17 protein-coding genes and 2 pseudogenes are annotated in these 16,425 nt (G+C 61.8%); 12 read left to right on the forward strand and 7 right to left on the reverse strand.

What is annotated here, in order from left to right:
• Window positions 1-385 precede the first annotated feature (385 nt).
• Complete coding sequence (locus ACR9ZQ_RS20050) at window positions 386-697, reverse strand: Dabb family protein (protein ID WP_310377817.1); 312 nt, start codon at window positions 695-697, stop codon at window positions 386-388.
• Between the two features lie 88 nt (window positions 698-785).
• Window positions 786-1,406: pseudogene (locus ACR9ZQ_RS20055) on the reverse strand (hypothetical protein); the annotation flags it as partial.
• Window positions 1,407-1,560: 154 nt separating this feature from the next.
• Between ACR9ZQ_RS20055 and ACR9ZQ_RS20060 the strand changes: the two are divergent.
• A complete protein-coding gene (locus ACR9ZQ_RS20060; RefSeq protein ID WP_162748077.1) occupies window positions 1,561-1,698 on the forward strand; it encodes a hypothetical protein in 138 nt (45 codons plus the stop codon).
• A 94-nt stretch (window positions 1,699-1,792) separates the two neighbouring features.
• Here the strand turns inward: ACR9ZQ_RS20060 and ACR9ZQ_RS20065 are convergent, their stop codons facing one another.
• From ACR9ZQ_RS20065 to ACR9ZQ_RS20080, 4 genes are all read right to left on the reverse strand, one after another.
• Window positions 1,793-2,359 (reverse strand): TetR/AcrR family transcriptional regulator, encoded by a 567-nt coding sequence (locus ACR9ZQ_RS20065; RefSeq protein ID WP_439014428.1) that lies wholly within the window; start codon window positions 2,357-2,359, stop codon window positions 1,793-1,795.
• A 27-nt stretch (window positions 2,360-2,386) separates the two neighbouring features.
• A complete protein-coding gene (locus ACR9ZQ_RS20070; RefSeq protein WP_113324142.1) occupies window positions 2,387-2,848 on the reverse strand; it encodes a nuclear transport factor 2 family protein in 462 nt (153 codons plus the stop codon).
• Window positions 2,849-3,057: 209 nt separating this feature from the next.
• Window positions 3,058-3,426: a DUF983 domain-containing protein gene (locus tag ACR9ZQ_RS20075; protein ID WP_037105104.1), complete on the reverse strand. Its 369-nt coding sequence runs from the start codon at window positions 3,424-3,426 to the stop codon at window positions 3,058-3,060.
• Between the two features lie 305 nt (window positions 3,427-3,731).
• Window positions 3,732-5,135 carry an aminotransferase-like domain-containing protein gene (locus ACR9ZQ_RS20080; protein ID WP_310377824.1) on the reverse strand — a complete coding sequence of 468 codons (1,404 nt, stop codon included), beginning with the start codon at window positions 5,133-5,135 and terminating at the stop codon, window positions 3,732-3,734.
• 401 nt (window positions 5,136-5,536) lie between these two features.
• On the opposite strand from ACR9ZQ_RS20080, the gene ACR9ZQ_RS20085 reads away from it, so the two are divergent.
• The 9 genes and pseudogenes from ACR9ZQ_RS20085 to ACR9ZQ_RS20125 all read left to right on the forward strand — a co-directional run bounded on the left by ACR9ZQ_RS20085 (window position 5,537) and on the right by ACR9ZQ_RS20125 (window position 13,281).
• Window positions 5,537-6,019 (forward strand): MSMEG_0572/Sll0783 family nitrogen starvation response protein, encoded by a 483-nt coding sequence (locus tag ACR9ZQ_RS20085; protein WP_007821628.1) that lies wholly within the window; start codon window positions 5,537-5,539, stop codon window positions 6,017-6,019.
• Window positions 6,020-6,104: 85 nt separating this feature from the next.
• A pseudogene (locus ACR9ZQ_RS20090) lies at window positions 6,105-7,146 on the forward strand (Nit6803 family nitrilase).
• The gene (locus ACR9ZQ_RS20095; RefSeq protein ID WP_481429341.1) at window positions 7,118-8,191 is read left to right on the forward strand and encodes an MSMEG_0568 family radical SAM protein; all 1,074 of its coding nucleotides are present in this window, start codon (window positions 7,118-7,120) and stop codon (window positions 8,189-8,191) included. Before ACR9ZQ_RS20090 ends, ACR9ZQ_RS20095 begins: the two are co-directional and overlap by 29 nt.
• Complete coding sequence (locus tag ACR9ZQ_RS20100) at window positions 8,188-8,730, forward strand: MSMEG_0567/Sll0786 family nitrogen starvation N-acetyltransferase (protein ID WP_113323035.1); 543 nt, start codon at window positions 8,188-8,190, stop codon at window positions 8,728-8,730. The genes ACR9ZQ_RS20095 and ACR9ZQ_RS20100 overlap by 4 nt, the downstream gene beginning before the upstream one ends.
• Window positions 8,730-9,707, forward strand: coding sequence for a sll0787 family AIR synthase-like protein (locus tag ACR9ZQ_RS20105; RefSeq protein ID WP_481428637.1), 978 nt, complete (start codon window positions 8,730-8,732; stop codon window positions 9,705-9,707). Before ACR9ZQ_RS20100 ends, ACR9ZQ_RS20105 begins: the two co-directional genes overlap by 1 nt.
• Window positions 9,704-10,855, forward strand: a complete 1,152-nt coding sequence (locus tag ACR9ZQ_RS20110; RefSeq protein ID WP_481428638.1) for an MSMEG_0565 family glycosyltransferase — start codon at window positions 9,704-9,706, stop codon at window positions 10,853-10,855. The genes ACR9ZQ_RS20105 and ACR9ZQ_RS20110 overlap by 4 nt, the downstream gene beginning before the upstream one ends.
• On the forward strand, window positions 10,848-11,135 hold the full coding sequence (locus ACR9ZQ_RS20115) for an MSMEG_0570 family nitrogen starvation response protein (RefSeq protein ID WP_481428639.1): 288 nt from the start codon (window positions 10,848-10,850) through the stop codon (window positions 11,133-11,135). The genes ACR9ZQ_RS20110 and ACR9ZQ_RS20115 overlap by 8 nt, the downstream gene beginning before the upstream one ends.
• 14 nt (window positions 11,136-11,149) lie before the next feature.
• Window positions 11,150-12,421 carry an MSMEG_0569 family flavin-dependent oxidoreductase gene (locus ACR9ZQ_RS20120; protein ID WP_481428640.1) on the forward strand — a complete coding sequence of 424 codons (1,272 nt, stop codon included), beginning with the start codon at window positions 11,150-11,152 and terminating at the stop codon, window positions 12,419-12,421.
• Between the two features lie 2 nt (window positions 12,422-12,423).
• Complete coding sequence (locus ACR9ZQ_RS20125; protein WP_481429342.1) at window positions 12,424-13,281, forward strand: Pnap_2097 family protein; 858 nt, start codon at window positions 12,424-12,426, stop codon at window positions 13,279-13,281.
• Here ACR9ZQ_RS20125 and ACR9ZQ_RS20130 read toward each other — a convergent pair.
• A complete protein-coding gene (locus tag ACR9ZQ_RS20130) occupies window positions 13,259-14,698 on the reverse strand; it encodes an aminotransferase-like domain-containing protein (RefSeq protein WP_481428641.1) in 1,440 nt (479 codons plus the stop codon). The two genes, ACR9ZQ_RS20125 and ACR9ZQ_RS20130, sit on opposite strands and share 23 nt — an antisense overlap.
• 87 nt (window positions 14,699-14,785) lie before the next feature.
• Between ACR9ZQ_RS20130 and ACR9ZQ_RS20135 the strand changes: the two genes are divergently transcribed.
• Both ACR9ZQ_RS20135 and ACR9ZQ_RS20140 read left to right on the forward strand, forming a co-directional pair.
• Complete coding sequence (locus ACR9ZQ_RS20135; RefSeq protein WP_310377843.1) at window positions 14,786-15,649, forward strand: DMT family transporter; 864 nt, start codon at window positions 14,786-14,788, stop codon at window positions 15,647-15,649.
• A gap of 44 nt (window positions 15,650-15,693) precedes the next feature.
• Complete coding sequence (locus tag ACR9ZQ_RS20140) at window positions 15,694-16,410, forward strand: class I SAM-dependent methyltransferase (protein WP_310377846.1); 717 nt, start codon at window positions 15,694-15,696, stop codon at window positions 16,408-16,410.
• The last annotated feature ends 15 nt before the right edge of the window (window positions 16,411-16,425 follow it).

Here is a 16,425-nt window from a genome sequence, read left to right on the forward strand (position 1 = left end):
GAATCATTTACGGCTTTTTTCTCAAGAGCTGCTTCCGGCCCTTCACAGATTGATTCATCTGCAACCGGCATCGCTTCCGATCCTCCCTATCTATTTGAAACTGAATAAGAATTTTCAGAATGAGCCTTCAGTGTAGTGTTTTTGGCGCTAAGTCATTGATCCTGAATAAGTGATCCACTTGCCTCAAAACTTCGCATAAGGAATTTCAAAATCAGAAGCAGCGTTTGCTGAAATCGAATTATTAAAAGATTTTTGTGCCTTGGTGGATCACTTAAACACTATCAATGACTTAGCCGGAAAATCGCGGCAAAATGCACCAGCACTAGAAAATACTTATTCATTTTCAATGAGATAGATTTCGCCCCAAGCGGCGTGATCGTCATCGTCAATCCTGCAGGGGCCTGGTGACCGCTTTGCTGCTATCGAAATCGGCCGCAGTCCTCGTATCCCGAAGCGGTTTTACGGTGCGTGTGGAGAGATCATAATCGGGATGCGCCTTGTAAGCGGCAAGCGCCTCCTCGCTTTCAAATTCGCCATAAACGACGAAATCGACCGCATTGCCCCATTGGTCCGTCTTGACGTTTTCGCCGATCTCCAGCTTCAGTGCGTGCGGTATGCCCGTCAGTATGGAGAGCCCCTTGCGCACTGCCTCGCGGTTTTCCTCCGGCACGGTGAAGAAGACGATATGGCGGATCACGCGGACACTCCTGTGGCAATTCTCTGAGCTTAGGTCGGGCGATAACACGCGCCGCCCAGGCCTTCAACCGGGCCACAATGCCGCGTCAGGATGGCTTGCGCATGGCGGCAAGGAATGTCCGCCCATATTCGGCGAGCTTCTCCGCCCTGTCGGTGCCGTTGACGATGCGGCGCGCATTCACCCAGTCTTCCCTCTCCTCATTGAGGTGATCGCAAAGCCGGTGGGTGGTGAAGCTGCCGCGCAGCATGCCCTCGATCAGGATCGTCACGGCAGGCGTCATCTCCATAGCGCGGTCGGGATGAGCGACGAGATCGATGCCGGTCACCTCGCTCATAGCCTCGTAGTTTCGCTTATGGGTGAGCTGCACCAGCCCGCGGCCAAGCCAGCACTTGCCATCCTCATCCGGCCGCCAGTAAGGCGACTTCACCCAGGAGAGCCGGCCGGATGCGAAGGCGGTCTCGAGGATCTCGACGGCGCGCGAATCGCTCGTTGCCAGCGTCTCACGTACAGGCTGCATCGTGTAAGCCGTCTCATGAAACGCAGTCGCCAATACATAGGCCAGCCAGCGCCGATCGGCGGTAGCCAAATTCGCGTCCCAGTAGTCGAGGATCGCGTTCATGCCTTCGATCTGGGTAGTGGTGAGACTGCCTTTGAAGAGGGCGTTCTGCACGGTATCGAAGAAGAATTGCCGGTCGAGTGGGGCTGTCATGATACGCTTCTCTGAGGCCTGCTGTGGTTAACGTCGGCTTAATCGATTGAAATTAATTTAATCGTTTCAAGTGTGACCGGGGTAGATTTACACGCAGTTTTTGTTGTGCGATGCATCAATCCGTAAGCACACCCTTGCTGAGGAAGAGAGGCATATGATGCAGACCACCGCAGAAACTCCGACCAAGATCCCCCAGCACGTCGTCGACCAGATGGAAAACGAGTGGCGCCAGGTACGCACGCAGCGCGAGAATCCGCGCCCGGTCCGCCTGCCCTCCCAGAACGACTCTTAAGCACAATCTTGACGGGTGAGGACGTCCTGAACCCCTCACCCGCAGTTCCCCGCGTTGCCGGCATTCCTGCTCCTGCCAAGACAGCGGCCACCGCCTATCCCCCACGTTTCGTCGCAGCCAGCCTGCCGGTCAGCCGATCCAGGGTTCTGCGGAACATATCCTTGTCATCCAGCGCCCGCGAGAGCACCAGCGCGCCCTGAATGCCGGAGACGGCCTCTTCGGCCGCGGCAAGTGCGTCATCCTCGGCGGAGCCGGCGCGGACCAGCGCCTGGCGCAGCGCCTCGATCCAGCGGACGAAATAATCCCGGATGACAGGCGAAAAGCGCTGGCGCGTTTCGTCCAGCGCAAAGGCGCCGACGAGGCAGATGCGGCTGCCGGAGCGGAAATAGTCCATCACATTCGCCCACATCCCATCGATCGCCGCCCTGGGATCGTCACGCCGCAACGGCTCGTAGATAGCGCGTTCGAACCAGGCGTCGACATCAGCAAGGACTGCGGCCGCCATCTCCTCCTTGCCGCCGGGGAAGAAGTGATAGAGGCTGCCTTTGCCGATGCCGGTGCGTTCGGTGATGCGGCTCAATGTCGTGCCCTCATAGCCGAGCTCGCGGAAGATTTCCGCAAGCAGCGGCACGACATCGGCACGTTCATAAACGGTCTTCACAATTCACCCTCGGGTCACCTGCAGGCCTCAAAGGCCGAGGTCGGAAAGGCCCGGATGGTCATCAGGCCGCCGGCCGAGCGGCCAATGGAACTTGCGATCCGATTCCTTGATCGGCAGATCGTTGATGCAGGCGAAACGGCGCTGCATCAAGCCCTCTGCATCGAATTCCCAATTCTCGTTGCCATAGGAACGGAACCAGTTGTTGCTGTCGTCATGCCACTCATAGGCAAAGCGCACGGCGATGCGGTTGTCGGTGAAGGCCCAGAGTTCCTTGATCAGCCGGTAATCGAGCTCCTTCGCCCACTTGCGGGTCAAGAAGGCCACGATCTCGGCGCGGCCGGTGACGAATTCGGCGCGGTTCCGCCACTGGCTGTCGGGCGTATAGACGAGCGATACGCGCTGCGGATCGCGGCTGTTCCAGCCGTCCTCGGCAAGGCGGACCTTCTGGGTTGCGGTTTCATGGCTGAAAGGGGGAAGCGGTGCAGGCATGTCTGGTCTCCTTGATTGAATTGTACCTTTCGTCACGCATTGTACCGATCGGTACATAAAACGCAAGAGGCTTTGATATCCATTTCCTGCGGCATTTTGGCTTCAGACAACGACGGCCGCTTGCGCAGCAAAAAAGGCCGCTCGATGTTCCGAGCGGCCTTTCATACGCAAAGATCAGGATATCCCGCGCGATCCTTGACTACCCGAGATCAGGCGAGCTTGCCCTCTTCGGCCTTGTAGAAATACTGGCTTGCGACCAGCCATCCCTTCAGCGGCCTCAATGGCGGAATACAGGTGGCGAACATGAAGGGGCCGGTGACCAGCAGCTGGACCCAGAGCGGCGCGGAGAAGGCAACTTCCAGCCACACGCCAAGCAGCACGCTCGGCACGCAGGCGAAGCAGATTACGAAGAAGGCCGGGCCATCGGCCGGATCGGCGAAGGAATAATCCAGCCCGCAGACTTCGCATTCCTTCTTCAGCGTGAGGAAACCCTTGAACATATGTCCCTGTCCGCAGCGCGGGCAGCGGCCCCGGATACCGGTCTGCATCGGAGGGAGAGGAGGATATTCGGTATCCATGGCGATCTCGCTTTTCGACGTTGCGAGGCATTGGCGTAATCCATTCAATGCCTCATAATGTATGCATACAATATAATTACATTAAAAGCGGATTGCCAGTCTATTCGTCAGAATGACGCAGAGATTCTTTGAATCGGGTTTGGGGGCGTGAAGGAGTGGATGGCGGACGCACGAGCAGGCAAGCCGGAAGATCCGACGGCGGCCGTATTTTGTGCAAGGGAGAGTCATTCACCGCGCAGACGCGCGGTGGCTCGACCCTCATGACATCCCTTGTGCCGGCACGAGGGCAAAGGGATGAGGCGACATTAGAAGAACGAAGCGGACATTTCCGGCGGACCTTCCAGGGCATGAGCCATGAAGTCCAGTGCACCTTTCAGCCTGTCGCGGCTGATCGGTCCGCCAAGGCAGACGCGCACGGCTTCGGGGGCGGCACCTTCCACGGTGAATGCGTCGCTTGCCACCACACCGATGCCCGAGGAACGCATGTGGCTGCCGAAAGTGGAGCGGGTCCAGCCATTGGTGAGCGGCAGCCAGATGTTGAAGCTGATCGGATCAGCCTTGTAGCTGCCGTCGGGCAGGATATTCGCCACCATCTGCTGGCGGGCACCCGCCTCTGCACGAATGAAGCGCAGGATCGTGTCTGCCGTGCCATCCTCGATCCAGCGCGTCGCAAGCGCCACGGTCATCGGCGAGGCCATGACATTGTTGGCGCGCATGGCGCTGACGAAGGGCCAGATCGCCTTGGTGTCCGGGGCGACCACATAGGCAAGACGCAGGCCGGCGCCGATGCACTTGGCGAGACCGCCGATATGCCAGGTCAGATCGGGCGCGATAGCCGCGAGTGGCGGCGGGCCATGCAGCGGGATGAAACCATAGGCGTCATCCTCGACGATTGGCACGTGATATTTGCGGGCGACGGCAGCGATCTCCTCGCGGCGCTTTTCCGGAATGGTCAGCGTCAGCGGGTTCTGCAGGGTCGGATTGAGATAGAGTGCCTTAGGCTGGAGCCGCTCGCAGGCCTCCGCAAAGGCGTCGGGCAGGATGCCCTCCTCATCCATCGGCAGGCCCGAGAGATTGAGCCGCAACTGGGCGGCGATCGAGCGCATGCCGGGATAGGTGATGTTTTCCGAGAGCACTGTTTCGCCGGGCTTTGCCAGCAGGCCGAAGATCGCGAGCAGAGCCGGATGGGCGCCGGGTGTGACGAAGATGCGCTCCTGCGACGGCACGAGCCCGCGACGGCTGAGCCAGGCGGCGGCGGCCTCCTTATCCATGCCGGAACCGCCGAAACCCTGGTAGCGCAAGAGCGGAATGAGATTGGTCGCCACGGCCGACATGCCCTCGCGCATGCGGGCGATCAGATCCTGATCATCCGGCTCCGGCGGCAGGTTCATCGAGAAGTCGACGACGGAGGCGCGGCGCGGATCGGGCGCCGCATCGGAGGCGAAGCCGCGGCGCTCCCTGTCCTGCCCGCCAGTCACGAAAGTGCCGCGGCCGACATGCGAATCCACCAGGCCGCGCTTCTGTGCTTCCACATAACCGCGCGCCACTGTGGTGAAATCGATGCTGAGGCGCTTTGCCAGCTCGCGCTGCGGCGGTAGCCGGTCCCCCACCGCCAGCACGCCGCTCCTCAGATCCATCTCGATCAGATCGGCAATTGCCATGTAACGGGGGCTGGAGGAGCGGCTGAGGTCGGGATGCCAGTCTTTCATTTCATGTTCCGCAATTCGTGATCGACGCAGAGGGGGATTCCCGTCGACATTGACCGTATATTGTTGCATATTTCTTCTGTCACGCAAAAACAGCGTCGCGCCCACGTGCGCCAGACGACTGAATGCCGCATGCAAGCATGATATAATCAGCATCGCGCATAGCATCAATACATTGATAGCATTTTGACTGCATTCATTTCGATCTCTCTTGCATTCATTTTTTGCACATAAATGCCCGCCTAATCGGCGTCAAATTCACCTCCCTTCAAAATTGAATGCATAATTGAATGCTTTTCTGCATAAATTGACTGCTATTTGTGCAAAGTCAATTTGGCACGGTGCTTGCAGTTCAATGGCTGTACCCCGCGAGAGGGGCCTGACTTCAAACACAGGAGCCATTCATGCCCGCAGTTACCGCACCGGCCCACGCAGATGGAGACTTCTTCGTCGATTACGAGGAAAAGGTCTTCGAGGATGTCCAGGCCAAGGAGGGTGACAAAGCCCTCATCACCTTCCACACCGTCGCCTTCGAAGGGTCTATCGGCCTTGTGAACCTGCTGCAGGCCAAGCGACTGAAGCGCAAGGGCTTCGAAACCTCCGTCCTTCTCTATGGTCCCGGCGTCACGCTCGGCGTGCAGCGCGGCTTTCCCAAACTCGGCGCGGAAGCTTTTCCCGGCCATCTGAACTTCAACAATCAGATCAAGGGATTCCTGGAAGAAGGCGGCAAGGTCTATGCCTGCCGCTTCGCGCTGCAGGCGCTTTATGGCCATGGCGAACAGGCCTTGATCCCCGGCATCCGGCCGATCAGTCCGCTCGACGTGCTGGACCTGATCCTGATCCACCGCCGCGACGGCGCCTTCATCCTCGATACCTGGACGCTCTGACCCGGAAGCAACGCCGTCGTCAGCCGCGTTCGGGAGGCGGAGTTCCCCTCCTCCGCCTCCCTCACACCATCAGAAGGATTTCGCCATGGAAAAGAAAATGACCGTCCGGGCCGCAGCCGCGCAGATCGCGCCGGATCTGACCTCGCGCGAAAAGACGCTGGCGCGCGTGCTGGAGACAATTGCCGAAGCCGCTACCAAGGGTGCCGAGATCATCGTCTTTCCGGAGACCTTCGTTCCCTGGTACCCCTATTTCTCCTTCGTGCTGCCGCCGGTTCTATCGGGCCGCGAGCATCTGCGCCTTTATGAAGAAGCAGTCACCGTTCCGAGTGCGGCAACCGATGCGGTTGCGGCGGCTGCCCGCGAACATGGCATCGTCGTGGCACTCGGCGTCAACGAGCGCGACCACGGCTCACTCTATAATACCCAGCTTCTCTTCGACGCCGATGGCAGGCTCATCCTCAAGCGCCGCAAGATCACGCCGACCTATCATGAGCGGATGATCTGGGGCCAGGGTGACGCCTCCGGCCTCACGGTCGTCGACAGCAGCATCGGGCGGCTCGGCGCACTTGCCTGCTGGGAGCATTACAATCCGCTCGCCCGCTATGCACTGATGGCCCAGCATGAAGAAATCCACATCGCGCAGTTTCCGGGCTCGATGGTCGGGCCGATCTTCGCCGAGCAGATGGAGGTGACGATCCGTCACCATGCGCTCGAAAGCGGCTGCTTCGTCGTCAACGCCACGGGATGGCTGACCGAGGAGCAGATCAATTCCATCACACCCGATCAGGGCCCGCAGAAGGCGCTACGCGGCGGCTGCATGACGGCGATCATCTCGCCGGAGGGCAGGCACCTGGCGCCACCGATCACCGAGGGCGAAGGCATCCTGATTGCCGATCTCGACATGAGCCTGATTACCAAGCGCAAGCGGATGATGGATTCGGTCGGCCACTATGCCCGCCCCGAACTGCTGCATCTCGTCATGGACGGCCGCGCCACCCAGCCGATGGTCGGCTCCGCACATTCCTTCCAAACAGACACAGGGAGCAAAACCGATGGACAATACGACGTTTCTGCCGACCGAGAACTCTGATCAACGAGTTGCAGTCCTTCGGAGCCAGGCTCGTTGATCCCAAGGCCGGCCACGAGAGCCGCCGCGGCGGCGCCGGCCCATCCGATCACAAGGCGCTGACGATCGACGGCATGACCGTGATGGTACCGGTGCACACTGCACCCGCCTTCGAGAGCCCCTATCTGGTCGATAAACCCGATGAGGCCGGCAAGAGCCGCATCAGCCGCGATGGGCGCGTGCTCGGCGAAGTGTCCTTCCCGCTGCGCCCGCGTTTCTACGAGCGCAGCACGGCCGATGGCATTCCCTATTCGCAGATCGCCGTGCTGCATGGCCGTGACGTGCTGGCGACCACGGTGCTGCAGACCTGCATCCGCTATCAAAGCCGCACCAAGACCTGTCAATTCTGCGCCATTGGCCAGTCGCTGGCGGCGGGCCGCACCGTTGCCCACAAGACGCCGGAACAGCTCGCGGAAGTCGCCAAGGCCGCCGTCGAGCTCGATGGCGTCAAGCATATGGTGATGACGACGGGAACGCCGAAGGGGCCGGATCGCGGCGCTTCGATCCTTGCCGACAGCGCCCGCGCCATCAAGGCGGCCGTCGACCTGCCGATCCAGGCGCAGTGCGAGCCGCCGGAAGACGACATCTGGTTTTCGATCATGAAGGAAGCCGGCGTCGATGCGCTCGGCATGCATCTCGAAGTCGTCACGCCGGAATTGCGTGAGCGCATCATGCCCGGCAAGGCGCAGGTCCCGATTTCAAAATACATGGCCTCGTTCAAGGCCGCCGTCGAAGTGTTCGGGCGCGGCCAGGTCTCGACCTACATTCTCGCCGGCCTCGGCGATACGCGCGAGGCGATCCTCGATATCTGCGAAAAGCTTGTTGCTATCGGCGTCTATCCCTTCGTCGTGCCCTTCGTGCCGATTTCGGGAACGCCGCTCGAAAGCCATCCGGCGCCGAAGCCTGATTTCATGCATTCGATCCTCGGCCCGCTCTCCAAGATGCTGGTCGATAGCGGGTTGAAGGCCGTCGACATCAAGGCCGGCTGCGGCAAATGCGGCGCCTGCTCTGCCCTTTCCTCCTATGAAAGGATGCTGACGAAATGATGCTGGAGCCCTTCTCACCCTATCGCGCCAGCGAATTCCAGGTGAAGTTTTCCACCTCGGAGTGGGAACGGCAGGAAGCGCATGCGCTGCGCCGCGCCGTCTTCTGCGAGGAGCAGAAGATCTTCGAGAGCGATGACCGCGATGTGATCGACGATCACGCCATTCCGATCGTGGCGCTGTCGATGATGGGCGTTGCCGCCGACAGGCTGGTCGGCACGGTGCGCATCCATCAGGAAGAGCCCGGCCTCTGGTGGGGCTCGCGGCTCGCCGTGCACGAGGATTTCCGCAAGATCGGCGCGCTTGGCGCAACGCTGATCCGGCTTGCGGTCTCCTCGGCCAATGCGATGGGCTGCCACACGTTTCTTGCCAATGTGCAGGTGCAGAACGGGCTGCTCTTCCGCCGTCTGCATTGGGATGTGATCGAGGAATTCGAGGTCTACGGTAAGCCGCATCTCAGGATGAAGGCGGACCTTGCCTGGTACCCGCCCTGCCCGACGCCGGAAACCGGGCTGGTGGCACTCGCCAGGAAGGCGGCGTGATGGGCGACAGGATCGATCTCACGGTGCTGGCAGCCAAGCTTTCCGCCTCCTCCGGCATCGCTGCCAAGGCGGATATCGGCACGGTTGCCGCGAGCCTTGGCCTTGCCGGTCAGCAGATACCGGTGGGCGACGATTGTGCAGCGCTGCCCGATGGCGACGGATACCTGCTCTTTGCCATCGAGGGCTTCATCAACGAGTTTGTTGCCGCCGATCCCTGGTTTGCCGGCTGGTGCGGGGTGATGGTCAATATTTCCGATGTCGCTGCCATGGGTGGCCGGCCGGTCGCCGTCGTCGATGCCGTCTGGGCGAATGGCGAGGCAGGCGCAGCACCTGTTCTTGAGGGCATGCGGGCGGCAGCCAGGACGTTTGGTGTGCCGATCGTTGGCGGCCATACCAATATCCGCACCGATCGCGGTCAGCTCTCGGTCGCCATTCTCGGCAAGGCGAAGAAGCTGCTGACCAGCTTCGATGCCCAAGCGGGGGATGTGCTGATCGCGGCGATCGATCATCGCGGCCGTTATCGCGAACCCTTCAACAATTGGGAAGCCGCAACCGATGCTCCTTCCGCCCGGCTGCGCGGCGATCTGGAGATCTTACCGCAGATCGCAGAAGCCGGATTGGCACTCGCCGCCAAGGATATCAGCCAGGGCGGAATTATCGGCACGGCAATCATGCTGGCGGAATGTTCCGGGGTCGGCATCGATATCGATATCTCGGCAATCCCGCTGCCGGATGGCGTGGCGCTCGAGCGCTGGCTCGCGACGTTCCCAAGCTTCGGTTACCTGATCTCCACCACGCCCGAAAAGGCCGATGAGGTGATCCTGCGTTTTGCCGCCCGCAATATCAGCGCGGCCGTGATCGCCAATGTCAAAGCTGGCAGCGAAGTGGCGATATCTGATGGCACCGATCGTGCCGTGATCCGCGATTATGGTGAGACACCGCTGCTGCAGCTCGGCCGGCAGGAGGATGCTGCATGAGCCGGCCGCTGCGCATCGCCATGCTTTCCCACTCCACCAACCCGCGCGGTGGCGTGGTGCACGCCATGCAGCTTTCGGAGGCGCTGACCGCTCTTGGCCACGACGTCGTGCTGCATGCGCCAGATGCCAAGGGAACAGGTTTCTTCCGCACGCCGGCCTGTGGCGCGATGTGCATTCCTGTCGGGCCTGCGCATGATGGCATGACCGCGATGGTCGAGCAGCGGATTGCTGATTATGTCAGGCATTTCGAAAGTCCTGCGGCCCGCAACTTCGATATTTTCCACGCCCATGACGGCATCTCCGGCAATGCGCTAGCGACCTTGAAGGAGCGCGGGCTGATTCCGAGCTTCGTCCGCACCGTCCATCATATCGACCAGTTCGCCGATATCAGGCTGATGGAACTGCAGGATCGATCCATCGACCGAGCCGACCTGTTCTTCACCGTCAGTTCGATGTGGCGCAAGACGCTCAAGGAAACGCGCGGCATTCGCTCTACCGTCGTCGGCAATGGTGTCGATACGAAGCGCTTCTCGCCCGCCGTCGATGGCAGCGCTCTGCGCGGCAAACTCGCCCTGCCGGATGGTCCTGTTTTCCTCGCCGTCGGCGGTATCGAGGGGCGCAAGAATACGATCGCCATGCTGGAGGCCTTCCGGCAGGTGCGCGCCATCCGCCCGGATGCGCAATTCGTCATCGCCGGCGGCGCCTCGCTGCTCGATCATCGCGGCTATCAGGGTGAATTCCGCGCCGTGCTGACCTCGCTCGGCGAACATGCCGCCGCCGTGCATATTCTCGGCACCATCGCCGATGAGGACATGCCGGCGCTTTACCGGCTTGCCGATACGCTGGTCTTCGCCTCCGTCAAGGAAGGTTTCGGCCTCGTCGTGCTGGAGGCGATGGCGAGCGGCGTGCCCGTCGTCGTTTCCTCCATCGCGCCTTTCACCGAATATCTTGGCGCCGAGGACGTCGTCTGGTGCGATCCGCACAGTGCCGCCTCGATCGCCGAGGCAATGGCGATCTCGCTCATGCCGCCGGTGCGCGCCGGGCTCATCCCGCGCGGGTCCAAGCTTGCCGCCCATTACAGCTGGCAGCGCACCGCTGCCGCCCATCTCCAAGCCTACGAGACATTGAAGGAGCCTGCCCATGCCTGAAATGCGTTTCGTCATCGCCTGGCCGGATGGCCGTGAGGAGACCTGTTATTCGCCCTCGCTCGTCATCCGGGAATTCTTCGAGGAAGGCCAGACCTATCCGATCCGCGATTTTCTCGACCGCAGCCGCAAGGCGCTGACCATCGCCAGCGACCGGGTGGAGGCGAAATACGGCTATCCGTGTTCGCTCGCCCGCGGCCAACTCGCCCGCATCGAGGAGGCGGGCTCCCTGTTTCTTGCCGACGTCGATGCCCGCGTGCGCTGCGAAGGCTTCATTCTCTGAAAGGAACCCGACCAATGACCTTTTCCCTCAAGCCGCATTACAGCGCCGTCGTCATCGGCGGCGGTCAGGCCGGGCTTTCGGCCAGCCACTATCTCAAGGAGCACGGCATCGACCATGTCGTCTTCGAGAAGAAGACCGTGGCGCATAAATGGAAGAACGAGCGCTGGGACGCCTTCTGCCTGGTGACGCCGAACTGGCAGTGCCAGCTGCCCGACCACCCCTATGACGGCGACGATCCTCATGGTTTCATGGTGAAGGACGAGATCCTCGCCTATGTCGATCGCTTCGTGAAAAAGGTGAATGCGCCCGTGCTGGAAGGCACGACGGTCACCTCGCTGGAAAAGGCTGGCGATCTCTTCAGGCTCTCGACTTCGGCGGGATCACTTACCGCCGACAGCGTCATTATCGCCACCAGCCTCTACAGCGCGCCGGCGATCCCACGCGCCGCCGAGCGCCTGCCGGATGATGTCCTGCAGATCCACACCGCTGACTATCGCAATCCCGGCCAGCTGCCGGAGGGCGCCGTCGTCGTCGTCGGCTCCGGCCAGTCCGGTTGCCAGATCGCCGAAGACCTGCATCTTGCCGGCCGCAAGGTGCATATGGTCACCGGCAATGCGCCACGCTGCGCCCGCTTCTATCGCGGCCGCGATGTGGTCGACTGGCTCGCCGATGTCGGCCAGTACGACATCACCATCGCGCATGACGGCATGACCAAGAAGAAACATGACACCAACCACTATCTGACCGGCCGCGACGGCGGACGCGATATCGATCTGCGCAAATTCGCGCTGGAGGGCATGTCGCTTTATGGGCGCATGGAGGGTGTTTCGGGTGGGCGGATGCTGTTCGAGCCGAATCTGAAGGCCAATCTCGACAATTCCGACCGCGTCTATAACGGCATCAACGCGCTGATCGACCGGCATATTGCCGAGAAGGGCATCGATGCGCCGCCGGCCAGCCTCTACACGCCGCTCTGGGAGCCGGAAAGCGAACCGGAGGAACTCGATCTCAGGGCGGAGGGTGTCACTTCGGTGATCTGGGCGACCGGCTTTTCGCCTGATTGGTCCTATGTTGGCCTGCCGATCTTCGACGGCACCGGCTATCCGGTGCAGCGGCGCGGCGTGACCGGCATCGACGGCGTCTATGTCCTCGGCCTGCCCTGGCTCTGGACCTGGGGTTCCGGTCGGTTCCTGGCCGTCGGCAAAGATGCCGAGCATGTGGTGAACCACCTCGCCGGCCATCTTGAGGTCACCCATCCGGTCCTGAAACAGGCGGCCAGCGCTTGAACATGAATGTCGCGATCCTCGATTTTCATCCGCCAGAGCCCTCGGCACGCGAGCTCATGGACCAGGCGCTCGCGCCGCATATCCTCATCGGCATGCCGCACCTGACGCCGTCAGGCCTCTCGGAGACATGGGTGATGAAAGAGCTCGGGCATCGCCACTGGCTGATGCTCGCCCGCCATCTCGGCATGGAGAATGCCGATTTCCGCGCGCCCGATGGCGGCGAGGCCTATGCGGCAATCTGCGCGACGTCGCTGGAGCATGCAGACTTCGGCGCGGTTCGCGCCAATGACGTGCTGACGATACGCTCGACGCTGTCGCCCATCTCGCGCACCCAGGTTTCGACCCGCCACCGGCTTTTCGTACGTGGCAACCTGATCGGCGAGGTGGAGCTTATTTCCACTTTCGTCTGCCGCATGCGGGAGGGCGACAATTATTCGATCGCCCGCGTTCCCCTGCCCGGACTGGCGACGGCTGTGGAGGACAATGCGCTGGCAAGGACGGCGGCGGCGTTGCGCGCCGGTACGCTGGAGACACATTTCGGCCTGCCGGCTAACCCGGCCAAGGCACTGCGCGGCTTTCGCTTCGAGCCGGATGCGTCGCAGGAGTTCAATGGCGCCGGGCTGTTCTACTTCGCCGAATTCCAGGCGCTGGCCGATCGCGCCTTCGGGCGGTGGTTTCCGGAGTTTTCGCTGGTGTCACGGCGGGAGATATTCTTTTCCGGCAATATCCGGGCGGGCGAAGCCGTGCGGGTGGAGTTGATGGGGCTTTCTCCCGATCGGCGTCAAGCCCTCTGCCGGCTGCGGCGGGAAGAGGATGGCAAGGTGATCGGCAAAGCCTTCATGGAGTGGCAGGCGGACTAATTGATGCCTGCCTGAGCGCATCCCGAAGCACGTCAAACACCCTTTTGTCCAGTGTCTGGGAGACGTTGAAGCGCATGAAGCCGGTGGCCGATTGCGACAGGCTGAAGGCGTTGCCCGGGGCGAGCACGACGTTCTGGACGAGCGCGGCACGCGCCACCGCAGCCGCATCCAGACCATCCGGCAGGTGGCACCAGAGGAACATGCCGGCTTGCGGCTGCAGCCAGGGGCGAATGCCCAGTGATTTCAGCCGGGTCGTCACCTCGAACATCGCCTTGGAGAGCCGGCTGCGCAAGCCTTCGGCATGTTTGCGATAGCTGCCGTCGCTGAGCACGCTCAGCACCAGCTCGGCATTCAGCCGAGCGCCACCGAAAGAGGTGGCGATCTTGAGGTCGATCAGGCCTTCGATCCATTCCGGCCGCGCCGCGATGAAGCCGCAGCGTGCAGCGGCCGAGAGCGTCTTTGAAAAGCTGCCGATATGGATGACGCGGTCGAGGCCGTCGAAGGCGGCAAGGCGGGGCGCCGGCGTCAGTTCGAAATCGGCGAAGATATCGTCCTCGATGATGGTGAGGCCGTGTTGTTCGGCAAGCTTCAGCAATCGGTGCGCCGTGACCGGCGAGAGCGTGGCGCCGGTCGGATTGTGGATTGCGGAATTGGTGATGTAGAGGCGCGGCCGGTGCTCGGTGAGGGCTGCGGCAAAGAGCTCGATATCTGGGCCTGAGGGCGTGTAGGGAACGCTGACGACCTTGGCACGGTGGGCTCTCAGCAGCGCATGGAAATTGAAATAGCAGGGATCGTCGACCAGCACTGTATCGCCGGGCTCGATGAGAAAACGGCAGAGGAAATCGATTGCCTGGGTTCCGGATTCGGTGAGCATGATCTTATCGGGCGCGGCCTCGATGCCGCGCTCGGCCATGCGCCTGGAAATCAGCTGGCGCAACGGCTTGAGCCCGAGGGGCGAGCCGTAGTCGGAGAGGCTTGCGGCGTCCGCACGCGACAGGGATCGCAGCGTCCGGCGAATGGCCTCCTCGGGAAGCCATGCGGGCGGCAGCCAGCCGCAGCCGGGCTTGAGATCGCTTTCCTGCGCCTCCAGCGATTGCCGCGATACCCAGAAAGGATCGACGGCGCGGTCGAGCTTCGGGCCGATATCGGCCAGCGAGAGCGGCGCGGCCTGGCTCGCGACATAGAAGCCGGAGCCGGGGCGCGAGAGGATCGCACCCTCGGCCACCAGACGCTCATAGGCATCGACCACTGTGGAGGCGGAGACTTTCAAGGTTCCCGACAGGCTGCGGATCGAGGGCAGCTTGGCTCCGGGCGTGAGGCTGCGGCCGGCAATGCGCTGGCGGATGGTCGCCATGACCATCCCGACCCGGCTGCTTGCCTGTACTTGCTCGTCCATCCGTACTGCTTCCCCAACCATAACAGTTTCAGCCAACTGTATCGAACTGTGGCTGGCAGTACCAGTGCGAACGGCGGATAAGCATGGGGCAAACAAAGGAGTGCCCACATGGATCGCACAGCGACCGGATGGATCAATGGTTTTATCGGCGTGCTCATCTTCAGTGGATCGTTGCCGGCCACCCGCGTGGCCGTCATGCAGCTCGATCCCGTTTTCCTGACGGTGGCGCGAGCGGCGATTGCCGGCATCCTGGCGCTCTGCCTGCTGATCGTCTTTCGGGAAAAGCGGCCTTCGCGGCAGGATCTCATTTCGCTTGTCGTCATCGCGCTTGGCGTCGTCGTCGGCTTTCCGCTGCTGACGGCGCTGGCGCTGCAGCATGTGACCTCGGCGCATTCCATCGTCTTCATCGGCCTGCTGCCGCTGGCGACCGCGATCTTCGGGGTCATCAGGGGCGGCGAAAGGCCGAAGCCGGCCTTCTGGCTCTTCTCGCTGCTCGGCAGCGCATTGGTAGGGGGCTTTGCGCTGGCGCAGGGGCTGACCGCCTCGCCTGTTGGCGATGCGCTGATGCTGGCCGCAGTCATCGTCTGCGGGCTTGGCTATGCCGAGGGCGCTCGGCTTTCGCGCCGGCTCGGCGGCTCGCAGGTGATCTCCTGGGCGCTGGTGGTGTCGTTGCCGGTCATGATCGTCGCCGCCATCCTCTACAGGCCGCCGAGCTTTGCCGAGATCCAGACGCCGGCCATGCTGGGCCTTGCCTATGTCTCACTCTTCAGCATGCTGATCGGCTTCATCTTCTGGTATCGCGGCCTTGCGCAGGGCGGCATCGCCGCCGTTGGCCAGCTGCAACTTCTGCAGCCCTTCTTTGGCCTTGCGCTTGCCGCGACACTGCTGCGCGAGACGGTAAGCTGGTCCATGCTTGCGGTGACCGTCGCTGTCATTCTCTGCGTGGCCGGGGCACGGAAGTTTGCGAAATAGGTCGAAAATTGACAGCTCTGGTATCCTGTAATAATCAAAGTTACATGATGCGAGATCACGATTCCCCGGGCCTGCCCACACCTCATAAGACGGCATCTGCCTTTACCGGCGATGCCGTTAAATCCTATCTCGAAGGCCCTCCGCGGCAGGTTCCCGGCTTATCAAGCCTGCACCGGATGGCGACGATGCTGATGGCGGAGCGGACGCCCGACAATGGCCGCGTGCTCGTGCTCGGCGCCGGCGGCGGACTGGAACTCAAAGCCTTTGCCGAGGCGCATGCGGGCTGGACTTTTGATGGCATAGACCCCTCTGCCGACATGCTGCAACTGGCGCGGCAGGTTGCCGGAGAGCACAGCAGTCGCATCGGTTTTCACCAGGGCGGCATCGATATCGCGCCCGAAGGCCCCTTCGATACCGCCGTCTGCCTGCTGACCTTCCATCACATCCCCGTCGAGCAACGACCTGAAATACTTCAGCAAATTCGCCGCCGACTGAAAGCCGGTGCGCCGTTTGTTGTTGCGCATATGAGTTTCCCGCAAGACGAGCCGGGGCGGTCGATGTGGATCGATCGCCATATCGCCTATGGCGCTCCTGACGGAGGAGACCCTTCCCGGCAGGAGAATGCGCGCACGGCCATGCGCGAGAGGCTGCATATCCTCGCTCCGGAAGATGAGGAGGCCATGCTGCGCGCGGCAGGCTTCTCGGATGTCAGCCTGTTCTACGCCGCCTTCAGCTTCAGGGGATGGGTGGCATGCGCATAGGCGCACCTAAACTTT

This window comes from Rhizobium sp. KNZ14-9A (assembly GCF_056755015.1).

Excerpts from the sequence above, each read along its gene's own strand:
- ACR9ZQ_RS20060 (WP_162748077.1), top strand. The coding sequence starts at position 1,561 with ATGATGCAGACCACCGCAGAAACTCCGACCAAGATCCCCCAGCACGTC.
- ACR9ZQ_RS20070 (WP_113324142.1), bottom strand. The coding sequence starts at position 2,848 with ATGCCTGCACCGCTTCCCCCTTTCAGCCATGAAACCGCAACCCAGAAG.
- ACR9ZQ_RS20075 (WP_037105104.1), bottom strand. The coding sequence starts at position 3,426 with ATGGATACCGAATATCCTCCTCTCCCTCCGATGCAGACCGGTATCCGG.
- ACR9ZQ_RS20080 (WP_310377824.1), bottom strand. The coding sequence starts at position 5,135 with ATGAAAGACTGGCATCCCGACCTCAGCCGCTCCTCCAGCCCCCGTTAC.
- ACR9ZQ_RS20085 (WP_007821628.1), top strand. The coding sequence starts at position 5,537 with ATGCCCGCAGTTACCGCACCGGCCCACGCAGATGGAGACTTCTTCGTC.
- ACR9ZQ_RS20100 (WP_113323035.1), top strand. The coding sequence starts at position 8,188 with ATGATGCTGGAGCCCTTCTCACCCTATCGCGCCAGCGAATTCCAGGTG.
- ACR9ZQ_RS20105 (WP_481428637.1), top strand. The coding sequence starts at position 8,730 with ATGGGCGACAGGATCGATCTCACGGTGCTGGCAGCCAAGCTTTCCGCC.
- ACR9ZQ_RS20110 (WP_481428638.1), top strand. The coding sequence starts at position 9,704 with ATGAGCCGGCCGCTGCGCATCGCCATGCTTTCCCACTCCACCAACCCG.
- ACR9ZQ_RS20115 (WP_481428639.1), top strand. The coding sequence starts at position 10,848 with ATGCCTGAAATGCGTTTCGTCATCGCCTGGCCGGATGGCCGTGAGGAG.
- ACR9ZQ_RS20120 (WP_481428640.1), top strand. The coding sequence starts at position 11,150 with ATGACCTTTTCCCTCAAGCCGCATTACAGCGCCGTCGTCATCGGCGGC.
- ACR9ZQ_RS20125 (WP_481429342.1), top strand. The coding sequence starts at position 12,424 with ATGAATGTCGCGATCCTCGATTTTCATCCGCCAGAGCCCTCGGCACGC.
- ACR9ZQ_RS20130 (WP_481428641.1), bottom strand. The coding sequence starts at position 14,698 with ATGGTTGGGGAAGCAGTACGGATGGACGAGCAAGTACAGGCAAGCAGC.
- ACR9ZQ_RS20135 (WP_310377843.1), top strand. The coding sequence starts at position 14,786 with ATGGATCGCACAGCGACCGGATGGATCAATGGTTTTATCGGCGTGCTC.
- ACR9ZQ_RS20140 (WP_310377846.1), top strand. The coding sequence starts at position 15,694 with ATGATGCGAGATCACGATTCCCCGGGCCTGCCCACACCTCATAAGACG.